This window comes from Paenibacillus swuensis (assembly GCF_001644605.1).
Lineage (GTDB): Bacteria > Bacillota > Bacilli > Paenibacillales > DY6 > Paenibacillus_N > Paenibacillus_N swuensis.
In genome coordinates, this window is sequence record NZ_CP011388.1 from 1,633,747 (window position 1) to 1,650,659 (window position 16,913).

Annotated in this window: 15 protein-coding genes; 1 reads left to right on the forward strand and 14 read right to left on the reverse strand. The window is 54.0% G+C overall.

Going from position 1 to position 16,913, the window contains the following annotated elements; all coding sequences use genetic code 11:
- Window positions 1-147 precede the first annotated feature (147 nt).
- Window positions 148-501: a hypothetical protein gene (locus SY83_RS07125; protein WP_068605515.1), complete on the forward strand. Its 354-nt coding sequence runs from the start codon at window positions 148-150 to the stop codon at window positions 499-501.
- Here SY83_RS07125 and SY83_RS07130 read toward each other — a convergent pair.
- The 14 genes from SY83_RS07130 to SY83_RS07195 all read right to left on the reverse strand — a co-directional run bounded on the left by SY83_RS07130 (window position 498) and on the right by SY83_RS07195 (window position 16,820).
- A complete protein-coding gene (locus SY83_RS07130) occupies window positions 498-1,568 on the reverse strand; it encodes a glycosyltransferase family 4 protein (RefSeq protein ID WP_082882375.1) in 1,071 nt (356 codons plus the stop codon). The two genes, SY83_RS07125 and SY83_RS07130, sit on opposite strands and share 4 nt — an antisense overlap.
- 44 nt (window positions 1,569-1,612) lie before the next feature.
- Entirely contained in the window at window positions 1,613-1,885 is a 273-nt protein-coding gene (locus SY83_RS07135; protein WP_068605519.1) for a hypothetical protein, read from the reverse strand.
- A 25-nt stretch (window positions 1,886-1,910) separates the two neighbouring features.
- Window positions 1,911-3,035, reverse strand: coding sequence for a CgeB family protein (locus tag SY83_RS07140; protein ID WP_068605522.1), 1,125 nt, complete (start codon window positions 3,033-3,035; stop codon window positions 1,911-1,913).
- A 19-nt stretch (window positions 3,036-3,054) separates the two neighbouring features.
- Entirely contained in the window at window positions 3,055-4,158 is a 1,104-nt protein-coding gene (locus SY83_RS07145; protein WP_068605523.1) for a CgeB family protein, read from the reverse strand.
- Between the two features lie 16 nt (window positions 4,159-4,174).
- Complete coding sequence (locus SY83_RS07150) at window positions 4,175-5,296, reverse strand: glycosyltransferase family A protein (RefSeq protein ID WP_068605525.1); 1,122 nt, start codon at window positions 5,294-5,296, stop codon at window positions 4,175-4,177.
- A 7-nt stretch (window positions 5,297-5,303) separates the two neighbouring features.
- Window positions 5,304-6,104, reverse strand: a complete 801-nt coding sequence (locus SY83_RS07155) for a glycosyltransferase family 2 protein (RefSeq protein ID WP_068605527.1) — start codon at window positions 6,102-6,104, stop codon at window positions 5,304-5,306.
- 564 nt (window positions 6,105-6,668) lie between these two features.
- Window positions 6,669-6,941 (reverse strand): hypothetical protein, encoded by a 273-nt coding sequence (locus SY83_RS07160; RefSeq protein ID WP_068605529.1) that lies wholly within the window; start codon window positions 6,939-6,941, stop codon window positions 6,669-6,671.
- The gene (locus SY83_RS23270; RefSeq protein ID WP_068605532.1) at window positions 6,934-7,428 is read right to left on the reverse strand and encodes a hypothetical protein; all 495 of its coding nucleotides are present in this window, start codon (window positions 7,426-7,428) and stop codon (window positions 6,934-6,936) included. The genes SY83_RS07160 and SY83_RS23270 overlap by 8 nt, the downstream gene beginning before the upstream one ends.
- Window positions 7,428-7,766, reverse strand: a complete 339-nt coding sequence (locus SY83_RS07170) for an alpha-helical endospore appendage domain-containing protein (RefSeq protein WP_068605534.1) — start codon at window positions 7,764-7,766, stop codon at window positions 7,428-7,430. Before SY83_RS07170 ends, SY83_RS23270 begins: the two co-directional genes overlap by 1 nt.
- A 58-nt stretch (window positions 7,767-7,824) precedes the next feature.
- On the reverse strand, window positions 7,825-8,112 hold the full coding sequence (locus SY83_RS07175; RefSeq protein WP_068605535.1) for a nucleoside-diphosphate sugar epimerase: 288 nt from the start codon (window positions 8,110-8,112) through the stop codon (window positions 7,825-7,827).
- 82 nt (window positions 8,113-8,194) lie between these two features.
- Window positions 8,195-9,640, reverse strand: a complete 1,446-nt coding sequence (locus SY83_RS07180; protein ID WP_082882376.1) for a glycosyltransferase family 2 protein — start codon at window positions 9,638-9,640, stop codon at window positions 8,195-8,197.
- Complete coding sequence (locus SY83_RS07185) at window positions 9,637-10,713, reverse strand: GT-D fold domain-containing protein (RefSeq protein WP_231891392.1); 1,077 nt, start codon at window positions 10,711-10,713, stop codon at window positions 9,637-9,639. The genes SY83_RS07180 and SY83_RS07185 overlap by 4 nt, the downstream gene beginning before the upstream one ends.
- 49 nt (window positions 10,714-10,762) lie before the next feature.
- The gene (locus SY83_RS07190) at window positions 10,763-11,488 is read right to left on the reverse strand and encodes a sugar phosphate nucleotidyltransferase (protein WP_068610973.1); all 726 of its coding nucleotides are present in this window, start codon (window positions 11,486-11,488) and stop codon (window positions 10,763-10,765) included.
- 184 nt (window positions 11,489-11,672) lie between these two features.
- Window positions 11,673-16,820 carry a WIAG-tail domain gene (locus SY83_RS07195; RefSeq protein WP_068605537.1) on the reverse strand — a complete coding sequence of 1,716 codons (5,148 nt, stop codon included), beginning with the start codon at window positions 16,818-16,820 and terminating at the stop codon, window positions 11,673-11,675.
- Window positions 16,821-16,913 lie beyond the last annotated feature (93 nt).

Below are 16,913 nucleotides of genomic sequence, written 5' to 3' on the forward strand. Positions count from 1 at the left end.
TTTAGTCTACTAATACTATATTCCTGTTGGCCGTTTCCGTATGGTTGATTTCCCTGCGGCTTAACAAAAATAGACAACCCGTCCCTATCGCCTTTCAATCATTGAAGCATATGCTGTCATATCTGTTCATAACAGGAGGTAAAGTATATGGCTACAAGGATCTTGAAACAAATCACCAATCCTCCCGTTGACGGGGGATATTATATCACGGAGGCCAACCTTCATTTGATGAATCCCGGAAACCTCACCTTTAATGTATTAATCCGGGTGCTTACCGGCACCACGGTGCGGGGACAGTATCTGCATGAACTGGAATCCGTACATTCCGCTAAATCCAGCGTGGTTCTTTATGGCATTCCCCTGCTTTACGACGACATTTCGTTCATCATTTACACTTCCGTTACAGGTTCACACCCGCTTCATATCCGGCTGAATATACTGGATGTGTACCATAACGAGATTTTGAGATATACGGAAGATGACTTTGTCATGCTGGGCTAATAAACCCCCAACGTATTTAACATGGCAATAAACCTGTCTGTGTACAGCGAAGGCGCGAATGTAGTTGCGATATGAGTTTGCGCGTGATCGCGAAGACTGGCGCGATAATTGGGACTGCTCATCATGGTACGCGCTTCGTGCACCGCCTGAGGAATGTTGCCCAGCGGATAAAACTGACCTGTTACTTCCGGAATAATAAAGATTTTTACACCGTCTGAATCAGTGGACAACACCGGGCATCGGCAACTCATCGCTTCCGCTACGGCATAGCCGAATCCCTCTACCTTAGAGGTGGAAATGACAAGACCGCCAGAGTCCCCGATCATGGATAAGTAGTCGGCCATCTCATCGTGAGGCACATTGGACCTTCGCACGATATGCGGCAACAAATGTAAGGCGTCAACCATTAGGTTGTATTTGTGCAGTTCTGCGGGATCATAAAGATTGGCATCCTCAAACATCCATAGCTTTAACACGGGAAATTCCTTTAGCAGCCAGTAACCGATCTCCAGAAAGTCGGACCAATTCTTGTTGGCTTCAATCCTTCCCACCCATCCGATAATCGGATATGCCGCGGGCACTTGAGGTCGATACGTAAACCTTGAGGTGTCCAGCAAGTTGGTGAAACAGAAATGCTTTACGGTCGGAAACATCGATTGGAACAAATGAATCAAATGCGGCGTTGTCGGGTACAGAACCGCGTCACAACAAGATCGAATGTACTCTGCCCCTTGATGTAATGAAAGCTCCGCTTGTTCCATTGAGCCCAAGCCCTGCGCTTCATATACCAATGGTCCGCGATACCCGAGCCGGCGGAGTCTTGCCAGCATTTCGAAATCGGAGCCCACGAAGACGGCATCGTATCCTTCGGTCATGATCAGTGCGTGAATGGCCGCATCCTGGTTAGTTACATGAATCGGTGTGCCTCGGTTGTTCTGCGTTCCCGCACCGCTCATTGTATATAGAATTTGGCAGACTACACCGCGCTCCTGGAGCGCTTCGCACCTTAACCGGTTCAAGGTTTCCATCCCGCCGCTGGGTACGAAATAGGTAAACAAGATTTTCATATGCATGCCTCTTTTCCCTTGAGAAAATGAACCAGACACTGGGGTTATATATGATGAGCCCCTTCGGCTAAACCTTGCGCGAATCCGGTATGAAATCCTTGATTATATCCCTCGTTAAACGCTCTGTGGTTTACAACGGCTCGCTTGGGAACCCGTTTGGCCGTGATCACCTTACGTTTGCGACCCTGCTTCCGAGCTAATCTTCGTCCTGTCAATTGCCGTTTCAGGACTCGTTTTCTGGTGACAACGGCACGACTTTTCCTTGCCGATTTACGGCCTATTTGAACCCGTTTCTTCATTTTGCGAATGATAATCACCTCCGAACTCCTGCGTCTTAAGCATCTATAACGCTCCAAATATTAAAGTTAACGCTTGATGAAGTCTGTGCGCGTAAGTATGTTCACTCATGGTTCTGCGCAATCCCCTCAAAGCGATCGCGCGCCGCTCATTCTCATGGATGAGATAATGCTCAAGCTTGTGCAGCATTTCCTCAGGTGAAGAATAAGTTGCGATTTCATGTCCCGGTACATAGAACCTCTCCAAATCGGCTCTGGCATCCGTTAATTGCAGCGTTCCGGTTGCCGATATTTCAAACGTTCGCGGATTCGGCGAAAGCGCACCGATCTTTCGTGTATTGTGGTTGTACGTTTCATCATCGGGATCTCTGTGAAGGTTGATCACAATTTTGGTGCCGCTGTAATGCTCCGCTGTTTCTGCGGGGCCCAGCCATTTTCCCAGATCTATTTTGGAAGCGAGGCGTTTATAGTTCTGCAATCGATCCCACCAAATTCCGGTAAAGCGAATATCTTTGGACGCCAGCGGGCCCGCAATCTGGTCGAAGAAAGCGATACGATTCCAATATCCGCTACCTATAAAGGCGATATCTCTGCGGGCATGACGCCCGACCTGCCTGGGCCGATAAACGGAGGATTGCGCGCCGAAGGGCAAATAATGAACCTGCGCGCAGCCATTCTGTTGATAGAACTCCACACAGCTGAGCTCGAGGGTAAATACATGATCATAATGCCTGGCGATCCAGATCGTAACGTCTGTATAGTACGGGTCATCGGCGAGCCATAGTGCGGTTAATATGCCTAATTCCCGAATGCGGTCAATCTGGGCTACCTGCAAGGTCATACCGTCCAATACGAACACCAGATTCGGCCGCAATTGTTGGGACAAAGCCGCGATATCCTGTGTCGGATCACCCAAATGCAGTTCCCGGACAAGCCCGCGCAACGCTTCTATGATCGCATCATCAATAGGGTTATAGGGAAAGCCCTTTCCGGAGGATACATAGAGGACGCTCATCTCCCGTATGGGTATATTCAAAGGCGCGGTTTCCCGTATGATGGATTCGCATTGACCCATGTAATAGCCGTCATTCAGACCAAATTTGTATCCGGAATGCCAGCGGCTCTTGCGATGTTCCGAAGGTTTACGCATACCGGCGCTCTTCTTACGCATAATCTCACCTGCCTTATCATCATGAACTGTACATCATTTGCAGCATCTGATTCAGACGCTTGTGAAAGGTGTGTTCCGCATAGGTCCGTTTAAGTCCCCGCAGCGCAATGGTCCTTCGTTCATCTTCATGATTAAGATAATACTGGATTTTGTCCGTAAGCTCAGCCGCGTTACTAAATGTCACAATATCATGCCCCGGTGTATAAAATTGGCTTAAATCCTGCCTGATATCCGTTAATTGCAGCGTGCCGCAGGCCGAAATCTCATAGGTTCGGGGGTTAATCGAGTGGGCGGGTATTTTTAACCGGTTTCGGTTATAAATTTCATCATCCGCCGCACGATGCAGATTGATGACGATTTTGGCACCGCTGTAATATTTCACGGATTCTTCCGTAGGGATCCATTCCAGCCGAATTCGTTTCTGCAGCAATTTATAATTACGCATCTTTTCCCATTGGGAACCGGCGATAACCGTATGAATCCGGGACAGATACGGTGCCATCTGATCAAAAAGCGCTGTTCGGTTTGTAAATCCGTTTCCGATGAAACATACATCTGAGCGGTATTCAGCCCCTACATGCTGCGGTCTGTAAACGGCCGGGTTTACTCCTAAAGGCAGATAGTGAACCTGAGCGCAGCCCAGCGAGGTATAATACGGTATGCAACTAAGTTCGTGTGTAAATACGACATCATACTGGACAGCAATCGCTCCGGAGAAATCCGTAAAGTAGGGATCATCCGCAAACCACACCGCGGTTTTAATGCCCATGGCGCGAACGGCCTGGATTTGCATCGGGTGATCGGGAGGAAACGTGTGCAAACCGTTGATGACCAGTACCAGATCGGGACGGTGCATCGCCGCAAGCCCTTGAATATCTTGTTGATTTCCCACAATCGTTTCGGTTACCAGCGTACGCAATGCCGTAATTACCCCGTTATCAATCCCTTCAAAGCCTTGGGGGATGAGCAGCACCCGCAGATTTCGAAGAGGATACGCTTCGGGCGGCAAACTGTGAAGTATGGCTTGACCCGCGCCGTGCATATACCCATGCGACCAACCTAGCTGAAACCCGCTGTCACGGCTGGACGTCTGGATTCTGCGGGCTTTCCTGTGAGCTGCCATTTCATCACCTCCTCTTTCATGAGCTGCCTTTCCATTTGCGCTTGCGCATCCGGTCCTGATAGTGGAAACGTCCGTCCGTCATCGCCAAGTAGGCTTCCATCGCTTCCAAGTGATCGCCGATACGCAGTTCCATTTCTTCCGTGCCTCTGGAACGCAAGGCCCATTTCGATTGCGATAAATGAATCATGCGACACGCGCTTACTATTAAGTTGGCGCGAAGAGCTGTAAGTTGAGCTTTGGGAGGTATCATCAGCAGCTCGGCTCCTATGACCTCCAGCGCCTTTCGCGAAAGCGCGTGAGGCAGAGTCGCCATCGAATTCGCTGCGAGGTCTTCTCGCCCCATCGCATGATTCATAAATTCTTGCAGAACACTGACCCGGTCCCTCAGATGAAAGAAGGGAAGCAGCGGTGTCATATCCGCAAGCGCGATATCCACGCCTTTTCCCGCTGCGGCAAGGAGAGGAATGAAAAAGTCGGCTTGAGCGGGAACGCTCCCGTCCGTGAACAGCAGAATGTCTCCAGTCGCTTTCAGCGCGCCCAGGGTACGTCCTACATCCTGGCCCAGAGCATCCGGATAATACAGGGTGAGGATGCCATCCGGTTCTGAGGCTGCCTCAGTCCCGGGATTCGGCGTCCCGTCCTGCACGATGATGATCTCGTGCAGGGACATCCGCCGCAGCTCCCGAAGCAGCTGCGGGTGCGCTCCCTGTCCGCCGCTTACCGTTACGACGGCGGACACGGTTTGCCCGGTGGGCAGCAAGAGCCACGGCGGCGGATCCGCAGGGCCGAACACCCCGCGCAGGTAAGCGCCCACCAGCTGCGCGTAGCGGGCGGGCGGAGCTTGGCGACGCCCCGCCGCGCCGTACCAGGACACCCATAAACGGGCAAGGCTCCGTTTATGGGTGTCCGCGGGGGCCGCAGCCAGCAACGCGCGGTGGCTGCGGCCCGCCCGGTGCGCGGCTGCGAGCAGCGCCGCGCTGAGCCGGGTGCCGCCGGAGGTTGCGCGGTCGGCGGCACCCGGTCCGCGGCCCCGCGAGCGGCCGCGGCCGGGGGAGCGCCCGCTGCGCTTCAGCGGGCGTGAGGCTCTGCCGGCGGGCTTGCGGCCGGCGGCGCGGGAAGCGGGCTTGCGCGGCTTCATGAGGCGGTCACCTCCCGACGGTGCGTTGCCGATTCAGGTCTGGCCGGTTGCCGCGCGGGTCCGTCATGCGAATGTACCAATGGATCGCTTCCAGGTGATCCCCCATGATCAAATGCTGCAACGGATCCACCGCAAAAGCCTTGCGCCTTCGCGGATTTTTCCGTCCCACATCAATACGGTGTACCGCGCTGACGTATAATCCGTTATGGATGGCCATGGACAGAGCAAGCGGGGGAACCGCGAGGTTCTCGCAGCCGATCGACTCCAAGGCGCGGCGGCTTAACGCATGCGGAATGGTAGTCAGGGAAGCGCCCTTGAGATCCGGCCGGTTCAACGCTGCAGACATCGCATGCTTCGCCAGCACGACCGGATGTACGATCTTCCGTTTGGTATAGCCCAAATACTGATTTAACGCGACGTCCACACCCTGTTCAACGGCTCGCACCAGAGGAATAAGATCCTTCGCCGGTATAACAATGTCTCCGTCGATGAACAAGAGGATATCGCCTCTGGCGGCTTGAGCTCCCACCCCGCGTCCCACATCATGCCCCAGCGGCTCGTCAAAGCTGATAACCTTCGCCCCCATACGGACGGCGAGTTCTCGAGTACCGTCTTTAGAACCGTTGGCGACGACTATAATCTCCGTTTCCGGGTGGACTCTGGCGGCTTGGGTAATGATGCGGCTGATCGTCTTGATCTCGTTCATAACCGGAATGATTACGGATACTTTAGGAGAAAGAGAGTTGACGAACGTAAAGGAACGGCGTTGCCTGTTGGATTTGCGGACGGCTTTATGGCGATGATGCATCTCTTTTCAGCCTCCTTAAAGCTTTTTCACCCACAGTGTATGTGTATAGGGTATTTGTGTAACGGCTTTAGCACATCCACGTTTATATTGGTGCGAATGCCCGCGGTACAAGTGCGGATAAGCATTAGGGAAGGGGAAAACATCCCGTTTTTTGGGCAAAATAATCGCATCCAGCCACGAAGTGTGTATAAAGGTAACGATTTATTTTGAGAAGTTGCCCGTTTACGCTATTTCCGGATCTTTAAACACGACCCCAACAAATAGATAAACGAACTTCCTTCGTGTGTCGTCAAAACTGCACATGAAGGAACTTCGTTTCTTCGTTTACCTATGATTACTTAAATGCACTAAATATAGAGAAATTCTGCTGCTTAAGAGTGTAAATAGTTACCTTGCCCGTTGAAGCACAAACATAACCTTCGCAACACACCGCGTGTTCGGATCGATGCGGGACAGACGTAACGATATATGGATATATGTATTTCCTCGGCGCAATGCGTTGCCCCGGTTGCCCATTAAACGTATTCCTTGTAAAATAATCCCCCTCAAACTGAGCAAGGGGGATTACAACGATTGATTTAAATAGGCTTCCTCATAACTTCGCTCATAAGCAACGGCATGGCCTTCCGCATACCCTCGGCGATATCCGGACGCATAGACGTCTTGCTTACGCATTCTCTTCCCTGATTTCTTCCTTAAGCTCTTTCCAGCATTTTTCCCCGAGCTCTTCCTCGTGCTCTTCCCGGGTTTCTTCCTGCTCCTGACCTTCGGAGTTGCTGTTCCTGCGCCCGTGTTTACCTTAGCACGTATTGCTGACTTCTTACCTAATTTACTCATCTTCAAGCTCCTTCCCCACAACAACGCCACGAATTTTCCTGCGCGGATGTTGCCCCTCACTCATGGTGGTGGTTGGAACGTCTCCCTCCAATTTCATTTTTAAATCCCGCTGTAGCGCTGGATTCCGCTTATTCTTTGAAACACTCACAGGACGGCGTTCTCCCGCTTTAATTCTCACATTCCGCCGATCCCCTTGCTTACCCTCGTTTTCCGAACCGTCCTCAGGGAAGCTTCCTCTCACATCAGCCCGCAACCACACCGCCCCTGGAAGACCGCGGCGGCGGCGCTTTATACGTATGCCGATCATCTTCAACATGATGGAGCGCTGATAATGGCTGATCGATTGGATATTGTCGCAGAGATGACCTGCTGTCTTATGCGACCGTTCTGTGACATCGGCTACTTGCTCGATCATACGGGCAAGCGCTTTTTGGCTTCTGGCCAAGGATCGGAGGATGTCCAGCTTGATTGCGTTCTCCGTTTCCATCAGTCACTGTCCTCCAGATCAAACAACCCTTCCGGGAAGCCGGAACCGCCGCCGCCTTCCGAATCACCGTCTTGATCCAGCACAACTTTAAGATTTTTGGTCAGCCCGTTTTCAAGCTTGGTCAACCCTTCAATGACTTCAATCATCTGTTCATGAATGTTCATGCTTTGCTTTAATTGATCACTATGATCCGCAAAGACCTCGCCTGACAGATGATTGACAATCCAGTTCCGCGATTTCTCCGCCTCTAATGCTTTCGCTTCCAGAATGAGCGCAATATTCCATTGAAATTTGGCGGCCGCCGCTAACATCTGACGAAACGATTCCTCCCGATTCATGACGAACACCTTCTCCCTGATCACCTGAATTCATTCAACCTATATCCGTTGATAACGATTATTCTTCTTCCTTCTCCTTGACTTCCTTCATGACCACACCCATTGTTTCCGCGAGCGACTCTTGAAAGTCCGCCAAGGAATTCAGGTAAGACACGACACTTTTAGTAATGGTACCCGAGTGTTCAATAAGCTCATCTATGCCTTCCACGTTCGGATATGAATTCGGCAGCGTATCTACGATTTGTGCCATTCGCACGGCTACCATCCGCTTAGCCTCTATAATCCTTGCCATCTCATTATGGGATTTGGCCAGATGCGCTATAATTTCCGTCACTTGTTGTTGCACGACTTATGACCTCCCAAATATCCCGTTTATCCATACCATATGCCGCAAAGAACAGGGATGAGCGGTACATTCGCCCATCCCGCTATAAATTCGGCGCTTTTAACACCGGCGCCGCAATCAGCGGCAATCCTTCAGCGGCGTGTCGCGCGGCTTCAGGCCATGTCCCCCACTCGCGAACAGGACGATGAACAAAGTTCCAGAATCGTAACGTGTAGTCACTTGTCCATCGACGTCTTGCGCCTAGGATAATCTGGTAACATACGCCCTCCGCATCCCGCAGTAACTGCCCCTCCGCCACTTCCCCTTGCTGACCACATACAGCCGCATAGGCGGTTTCCACCTCATTCAAAGTCATGGGATTACCGGTAACACAACTCCTTAAATCCCGCAAGGACAATAGTGTGGAGGGCCCAGCCCATCGTTCACCTGCCTGGACAATAAGCGGGTGCTTCAAACCGCTCTGCAACCAATACTGTTGTCCGTTCCACCCATGAACCATATGATGTGAAGGATAGAAATCGGCAGCTTTGGCATGAAGTTCGGGGTTCCCGCGGGCAAAGGTCAACAGGGCGTCCCGGGAGGGCCATTTTTCACTGAAAAAGTCCGCATTCCGCTCGTTTACTTCCTGATAAGCAGGTCCGAAATCCCGTATGCTCCGGTTACCGTAATGATGTATGAACGTATCTCTAGCAATGACAAGCCGCATTCCCGACATGCCTACCCTGAGACAGTAGTCATCATCCTCATAGTTCCCAAATTGATATCCTTCATCTAAGTACCCGACCCGGTCCAATAAATCCCGGCGAAACAGCATGCAGAAGCCCGTCACCCTTTCGGCCGTTTCCCATCGCGATGAATCCGACTGATTGTTCTGTGCAGCATACCTCTGCATTTCATTAAGGTTACGATACTTCTTCTCCACCAACTGATCTCCGCTGATGAAATTGGTGACCGGACCGACGATCCCGATACGCGGATCGCTGTGCAGACATTGGAGCATATTGCCCAGCCAGTTGCGTGTTACGACGGTATCATTATTTAACAGGAGAACCGTGCTCCCCCTGGCCATCATCAACCCTTGATTCACCGCACCGGCAAAACCCGCGTTATACCCCAATCGTTTATAACGGACGCGGCCTGTTTCTGCTACGGACCGAAGAAAAGCTTCTGTTCCGTCCGTTGAACCGTTATCCACTACAATAATCTCATAGGGCAGGGGGGTATATTCGCGAATACTGTTTACACATTCTTTCAGATATCCATACTTGTTATAGGTAGGAATGATAATGCTTGTTCCTTCCCATGCAGTTTCGTAGCCCGCCTGACCGGCCGCGGTCCCTTCTGCGGCGCCGGTGCTGAAGCCCGCTTCATAGCCGTTCTGATACAGGAGAGAACCCCGTTGGTCCCTTGTTCCGGAAGAACGCTTGTTCTTATTTCTGCTTCTGCGACGTTTACCAGTGCCGCTTCCTGAAGCAGGACGCCGAGCGGTTGCCCGAATCTTCACCGCGCCTGATACTCTTGTTTTCACAGGGTACCCTCCCCGCGATCCGGTTGCTTCCCATAGGCGATGTAATCCGCCATATGTCCGAAATCCAGCGCTACTTTACCCAGTTCACGGGCAATTCTGCTGACAATAACTACCGCGGGCACGCCTGCGGATACCAAAGCGATGTCATATTGGAATCCTGCGATTTCTCCCATGACCCGGTCCATATCTCTCATTCCATTTACCGGAGAGACGGTCCCGGTAACAGCGATTCCATGGTGTTCAACGAGCTTAACCGCAAGATCAGGCGCGGCATCACCCACCAATAACACCCGGCGACCCGTCAGTAAGGGAAGAAGCAGCCCCATTTCGTACAGTTGATAATTTATCGTCGACAGCGTCAGGGGCATAGACCGAAAATCCAGGTGATGGGCACGGAATACGGGGAACATCAGCTTTTGAAAATGCGGGTGTCTGGATTGCGGAATACCGACTCTGTCGGCCTGAGACACCGCTTGAACCAACAGCTCACGAGCAGATGAATCGGGAATGGCAACACCGGCGTAGGCGAGAAACGGACCTGCTTTTAGCACATCATGAGCCGGCATGAGTACATCCTGCGCCATCGTCAATAATTCTCCGTCTCCCAACCTTACGATGGCGTAAGGTCTGTGTTCATCCATTGCCGCCCGAAGCTCCTCGGCAATCTGAGCCGGTTCGGCAACTTTATGCATATGGGGATAGAAAGTTTGCACTCCTGCCGTAACAATCTGTTCGATACTGATGTCCCCCAAAATATGAAACGGCGGCAAATGTTGTTCCGCAATCCGGTCACCCCCGTCATACAGCCCCTGCGCATAGGCCTTCTCCGTTGTTCGTTCTTGAACGGAAGGCAATGTCACAGCCGGAGTCAAGACTTTGCGCTGCCGTCGGCCTGACCCTTTACGACGTAACGGTTTTCGATTATTTTTTGCGCTGCGATAGAGGAATGTACGTTGTTTGCTCTTATTCCCCTTAGACGCGTATGCCCTCGCCAACCCTCCTCCCGTGACCCGAGACAAGCCACGCTTGCGTGTTGTTTTGGTGCCCGCAGCGGCATGGATGGTTTTCGTCATGACTATTTCTAACCTCCTCGGCAGTTCAATCGCAGTCACGTGACGTTATTTATTTCTCCTGTTCTGCGCGAATAAGCTTGGCGGCCTCATCCAAGGATTCAAACGTGCCGGCATCAGTCCACCAACCTTGCAGAATATTCCACGCAAGTTTGCCCTCACGGGTATACACATTGTTTACATCCGTAATCTCCAATTCCCCGCGAGCCGAAGGTTCAATATCTCCGATGATGGCAAAAACTCGGCTGTCGTACATATAGATGCCCGTCACGGAATAATCTGACTTGGGCTCGGAAGGCTTTTCCTCAATAGCTGTAATATGGCCCTCGGCATTAAAGACAGGCACACCATATCGCTTAGGATCATGTACTTTCTTTAACAACACCATGGCGCCGCTTTCCTGAGCCTTAAACTGCTCTACATAGGATCCAAGGGAGTCTTCAAACAGGTTATCGCCCAGAATAACAACGAACTTCTCGTGTTCGTCAATGAATCCCTGAGCCAGTGATAAAGCTTCGGCGATGCCGCCTGCTTTCTCCTGAATCCGATAAGTCAGATTGACTCCGTACGCTTCGCCTGAACCCAGAAAGTCCACATAAAGTCCGGCGCTGAACTTCCCTGTAATCAACATAATTTCGGTGATACCCGCTTCTTTCAATTTGTCGACGGCGTAATATATCATCGGATATCGGCCTACGGGTAGCAGGTGTTTGTTGATCATATTCGTCAATGGACGAAGCCGTGTCCCGGTACCGCCCGCCAGTATAATTCCCTTCAATTCCGATTCCTCCCGTGTCATATAATGATGATGCGCATGCCCGCGGCCGGATTTTGGCAAGCCGCTTATCCCCCCATTGTATGTACACCCGTCAGGGACCGAAACGGCTATGGTACAGTTTGGGAATAACGATCATGAATAAGGGCACCGCCATGGCTGGCAGTGCCCTTCATTCATAATGGTCTTATAGTCCGTCGCCCATCGCGATCCAGTTTAGCACCCCTGAAGTTTCCGGTGTGAACTTGGTGCGAACGACTTGTAATGTAGCGGTTGTGGACGTTTTGTTTATGACGCAAACCTGATAAGCCGCCGCATTGCTGTTAGCAACGAGCACATAGCTGTTATTTGTATAAGCTTCATCGAAGGTCACCATAATGTCCACACTTTCCTCATGGCCGGCAAACAGGAAACTGGCCAAACCGTATTGCTGCAATGAGGAGCGCTTGTTAACTGGTAAGCGTACTGTCGAGAACGACAGCTTATCAGCGGTCACCGCCCGGTTAGCCAGCTTACCTTCCGTTACAGCCTGGTCCGCCAGATGGGATTCCTCGATGCATTCGTTTTGCAAGTGCTCGGAACCGACAGCCGCCTCTGTAATCTGTGCGGAACCAACGGCTTCTTCCGCAATATGGCTGCTCTGGATACTTTCAAAAGCGATTTTCTCAGCCGTAACAGCTCCGAAAGCCAAGTGCTGTCCCTCCACGGCTCCTTCTTGCAAGTGCGTGTTTCCGATGATTTCTTGCGCGAGATGTCCCGCATGCACACTGCCAAAGGCAAGTTTCTCAGCCGTCACCGAGCCAGCGGATAAGTGTTGAACATGAACGGCCCGTTCCTGCAGTTGCAACGTACCCACCGCTTTATTGGCAATATGCCCGAATTGAACACTGCCCGCCGCGATTTTATCGTTAGTCACACACCCGGATCCAAGGTGCCCGCTCTGTACAGATTCCGATTGTATTTGAACCGAACCAACCGAATTCGCTCCAAGCTCGGGAAACTCGATGGCGCCTTCCGCAAAGTGTCTTGCTTCGATGCTTCCGCTCGCAATATGATCACTTTGAATACTTTCACGGGTCAAATGACCTGCTTCAATCGTTCCAGTCTGCAGTTTGGATCCGCTGATCGCAGCTTCCCCAATATGCTCGGTTTGAACCGCCTCCGGAGTCAAGTGATAAGCGAAGACCGCTCCTTTGCGCAAGTGAAACCCCTGAATCAGCTCTGCTTGAAGATGCTTTGAGCCCAGCGCCTCCAGAGCGATCTTATCACCGGTCACGGCTCCGTCCGCCAGCTTCTCACCGCTGACCGCGCCCGCTTGCAGCGCCGCTTCGCTCACCGCGTCCGACGCCACGTGCCGCGCCTCCACCGCGCCGTCCGCGAGGTGCGCCGCCGCTACGGCTCTGCCAGCCAGCTTCGCGCCGCTGACCGCGCCCGCTTGCAGCGCCGCTTCGCTCACCGCGTCCGCCGCCACGTGCCGCGCCTCCACCGCGCCGTCCGCGAGGTGCGCCGCCGCTACGGCTCCGTCCGCCAGCTTCGCGCCGCTGACCGCGCCCGCTTGCAGCGCCGCCTCGCTCACCGCGTCCGCCGCCACGTGCCGCGCCTTCACCGCGCCGTCCGCGAGGTGCGCCGCCGCTACGGCTCCGTCCGCCAGCTTCGCGCCGCTGACCGCGCCCGCTTGCAGCGCCGCTTCGCTCACCGCGTCCGCCGCCACGTGCCGCGCCTTCACCGCGCCGTCCGCGAGGTGCGCCGCCGTCACGGCTCCGTCCGCCAGCTTCGCGCCGCTGACCGCGCCCGCCTGCAGCGCCGCCTCGCTCACCGCGTCCGCCGCCACGTGCCGCGCCTCCACCGCGCCGTCCGCGAGGTGCGCCGCCGCTACGGCTCCGCCCGCCAGCTTCGCGCCGCTGACCGAACCCGCTTGCAGCGCCGCCTCGCTCACCGCGTCCGCCGCCACGTGCCGCGCCTCCACCGCGCCGTCCGCGAGGTGCGCCGCCGACACGGCTCCGTCCGCCAGCTTCGCGCCGCTGACCGCGCCCGCTTGCAGCGCCGCCTCGCTCACCGCGTCCGCCGCCACGTGCCGCGCCTCCACCGCGCCGTCCGCGAGGTGCGCCGCCGTCACGGCTCCGTCCGCCAGCTTCGCGCCGCTGACCGCGCCCGTTTGCAGCGCCGCCTCGCTCACCGCGTCCGCCGCCACGTGCCGCGCCTTCACCGCGCCGTCCGCGAGGTGCGCCGCCGTCACGGCTCCGTCCGCCAGCTTCGCGCCGCTGACCGCGCCCGCTTGCAGCGCCGCCTCGCTCACCGCGTCCGCCGACACGTGCCGCGCGGACACCGCTTCGTCGGCGATGTGCGCGGACTGCACGGCATTCGGCGCTATCTTGACGGCGCTCACGGATCCCGCTTGCAAGGCCGCGCTGCCAATCGCTTCCTCAGCCAAATATCGAGCGGTCACCACACCGTCGGTAAGATGACGGCCTTGAATGACGGTATCCTGCAACAAAGCGCCGGTAATGCTTCCTTCCGCCAAGTGCTGCGATCTGACGGCTCCGGTTTCGATATGGAACGATTTAATCGTTCCCTGTTGGATATGGAACCCTTTGACGGCCTCCGGCTTCAAGTGACGGCTTTCCAGCGTTTCTTTTGCGATCTTATCCCCTGTCACAGCGCCTCCGGCCAAAGTTTGCTCCGTGACAGCCTCTGCCTGCAATTGCTCTGAACCTACGGCTGCCAGGGCAATATGGCGGTGTTCTATGCTCCCTTGAGCGATGATGCGCGAATTTACCGCGTCACTGGCCAGCTGCTGCTCCGTTATGGCATAATTCGCGATTTTGGCGGATGTCACAGCTTCATTGTTGAGATGGCGGGTGTCCACCGCGTAATCAACAATCTGATTGCTGCCTACGGCTCGAGGGGCCAATTTATCCGACGTGACGGCCGCATTCGCCAGTTGCTTCTCTCCCACTGTGCCCTCAGCCATGTGTTTAGCATAGATGGATCCGCCCGCAACCGCGCGCTCCGTGACCGCCCCTTCGGCCAAATGACTCGGTAACACGCTGTCTTCGATCAGATGTCCCGAAGTGATGGTTCCGGGCTGAATATGTTTCCCTAGAACCGCATCCTGGGCAATCTTTGAAGTGCCCACCGCCCCGTCCGCTATTACCCAATTGGTCACACTGCCTCCGGCCAATTGCACCGAACCGATGGCGCCGGGCTGCACATGCGCGCTTTGAACGGCGGAAGCGGCGATTTTCTCCCCGTTAATCGCTCCGTTTGCCAGCGTTTCTGTCGTAATCGCGCCTGCGGACAGGTGAGCCGATGTAATCGCGCCCGCCTGTACATGGCCGCCGGTGATGGCGGAATGTCCGATCTTCTCTCCGGTAACCGAACTGTTCGCCAGCGCTTCCGCTGTTACCGCCCCGTTCGCCAGCTTTGATGCTTTCACGGCTCCGTCCGAGAGCTGCGCCTCACCGACTGCGCCAAGCTGCAGATTGGTGGAAGCTACGGCTCCTTCCGTAAGATGAAGTGAACCTACCGCACCTAAGGCGATCGATTCCGCGGTAACCGCTCCGGTCCCCAGATGTTCGGACTGAATTAACCCCTTGGTCAGCTTCTCCGTCGTCACTGAGCCGTCCGCCAGCTTAGCTGCCGTTACGGACCGTTCTGTAAGCTTGTCGGTGGATACGCATTCCTGAGCTAATTTGGAAGTTGTAATGCTATGATCCGAGACATGATGCGTCAATATGGATGAAGCGTTTAAATGAATTCCTTCAATGGCCGCAGGCGCAATTTTATCGGAAGTTACGCTTGATTCTTTTAGCAAGGCGTTCGTGATCGACTCCGGCCGGATATGCGGCGTAGCTACGATATGTTCACCCAAGTGCCGCGATTCCACCGTACTGTCCGCAAGATGCGGGCCTGCAAGAGAACCAGCTACGAGATGCTCGCCAAGTACGGAACCCGTTGCCAGCTTCTGTCCTGTCACCGCGCCGTCCGCAAGCTGAGAAGTACCGATCACTTCGTCCGCAAGCTTCAATGACGTAACCGCTCCATCGGCTAATTGCTCCGCGGTAACGGCATAAGCTGCGATATGCGCAGTTTCAACAGCACCACGGGTCAGGTGGCGAGCTCCCACTTGCTCCGTTCCGATGTGCCGGTCCTGAACGGTGCCCTCCGCCACATGTTCACTTTCAATCAGCCCGCCGATGAGATGATGGGGGCGAATGCTGCCGGGTGCCAGCTTATCCGCGGTCACCGCACTGTCGCGCAATTTATCTGTAAGGATGGCTCCGTCCGCGATTTTAGCGGCTTCCACCGCTTCATTCACAAGATGGACCGCTTGAATCGTTCCCGCGACAAGCTTCTCCGCGGTTACCGCGCCATTTTGGATTAACTCGGAAGTAATGATTAAATCGGATAAATGCTTGGCTTCAATGGAACCCTCCGCAATTTTCATCGCGTCGATTGTCCGGTCCGCCAACTTCTCGGAGGTTATGGAGTTTTCCTGCAACTTGTCGCCGGAGATGGAACGATCCTTAAGCTTATTCCCGGAAATTGAACCCATGGCCAGATGGTGTTCATCCACAGAGGATGAAGCCAGCTTCTGTCCTGTCACCGAACCGTCCGCCAATTTCCCGCCCGTAACGGCGTAATCAATCAGAGCGCCGGTACCCACACTGTCCGAACGAAGCTTATCGCCGCTGATGGTGTGCTCCGCTAATTTGCTGCCCGTGATCGTTCCATCCGCGACATCATCACCGTAAATAAACGGGACATTGCGCTCATCTTTCCGCTGGAGCAATACCGTCCCTTCGGAGACCGCTGCTGCCTCATCCGATTCCCTTTCATCTGTGAACTCTCCAGCTTCCTCCATGACGTAGGCTTCCACATCCGTAACTTGATCCGAATCCCTAAACAGTTCCTCAAAGGTGTCCGATGAAGATGGACCGTGTGCATCCCACACCGTTTCCATACCGGCCTCCAAATTTTCTATCCATTGCCTGACGGCACCGGAAGCCGCTGTTTCGGCATCGTCGGTGGTAGGCTCGTAGGCGAGGATGGTCTCCACTCCCAACTGCAGCCGTTCCCTTAGATCCCCATGCAACATGGATTGCTGCAACAGCTGTGCCAGCAGGTCGGGACGTATTTCGTCCAGACTCTGCGCAACTTCATTCTTCGGTCCCTCCGCAACAGAAATAGAGCGGATGCCCACTTCATTTTTGGGTGACCGCTCGATCTTCTTCACTTTAGCTTTATTCTGCATGACTTCATCAATCATTTTTAGTTCATCTACTACAAAAGGCTGTTTAACCTTTTTCGATTTATTAGGACGCTTTTTATTCATGTTGAAACTCCTTCCCAGACTCCTTGTTGGTATCAACATATGCAGGAATCCGGGCAAGAGTCACGAGAAACAGGTTATACACCCAAAAAATAG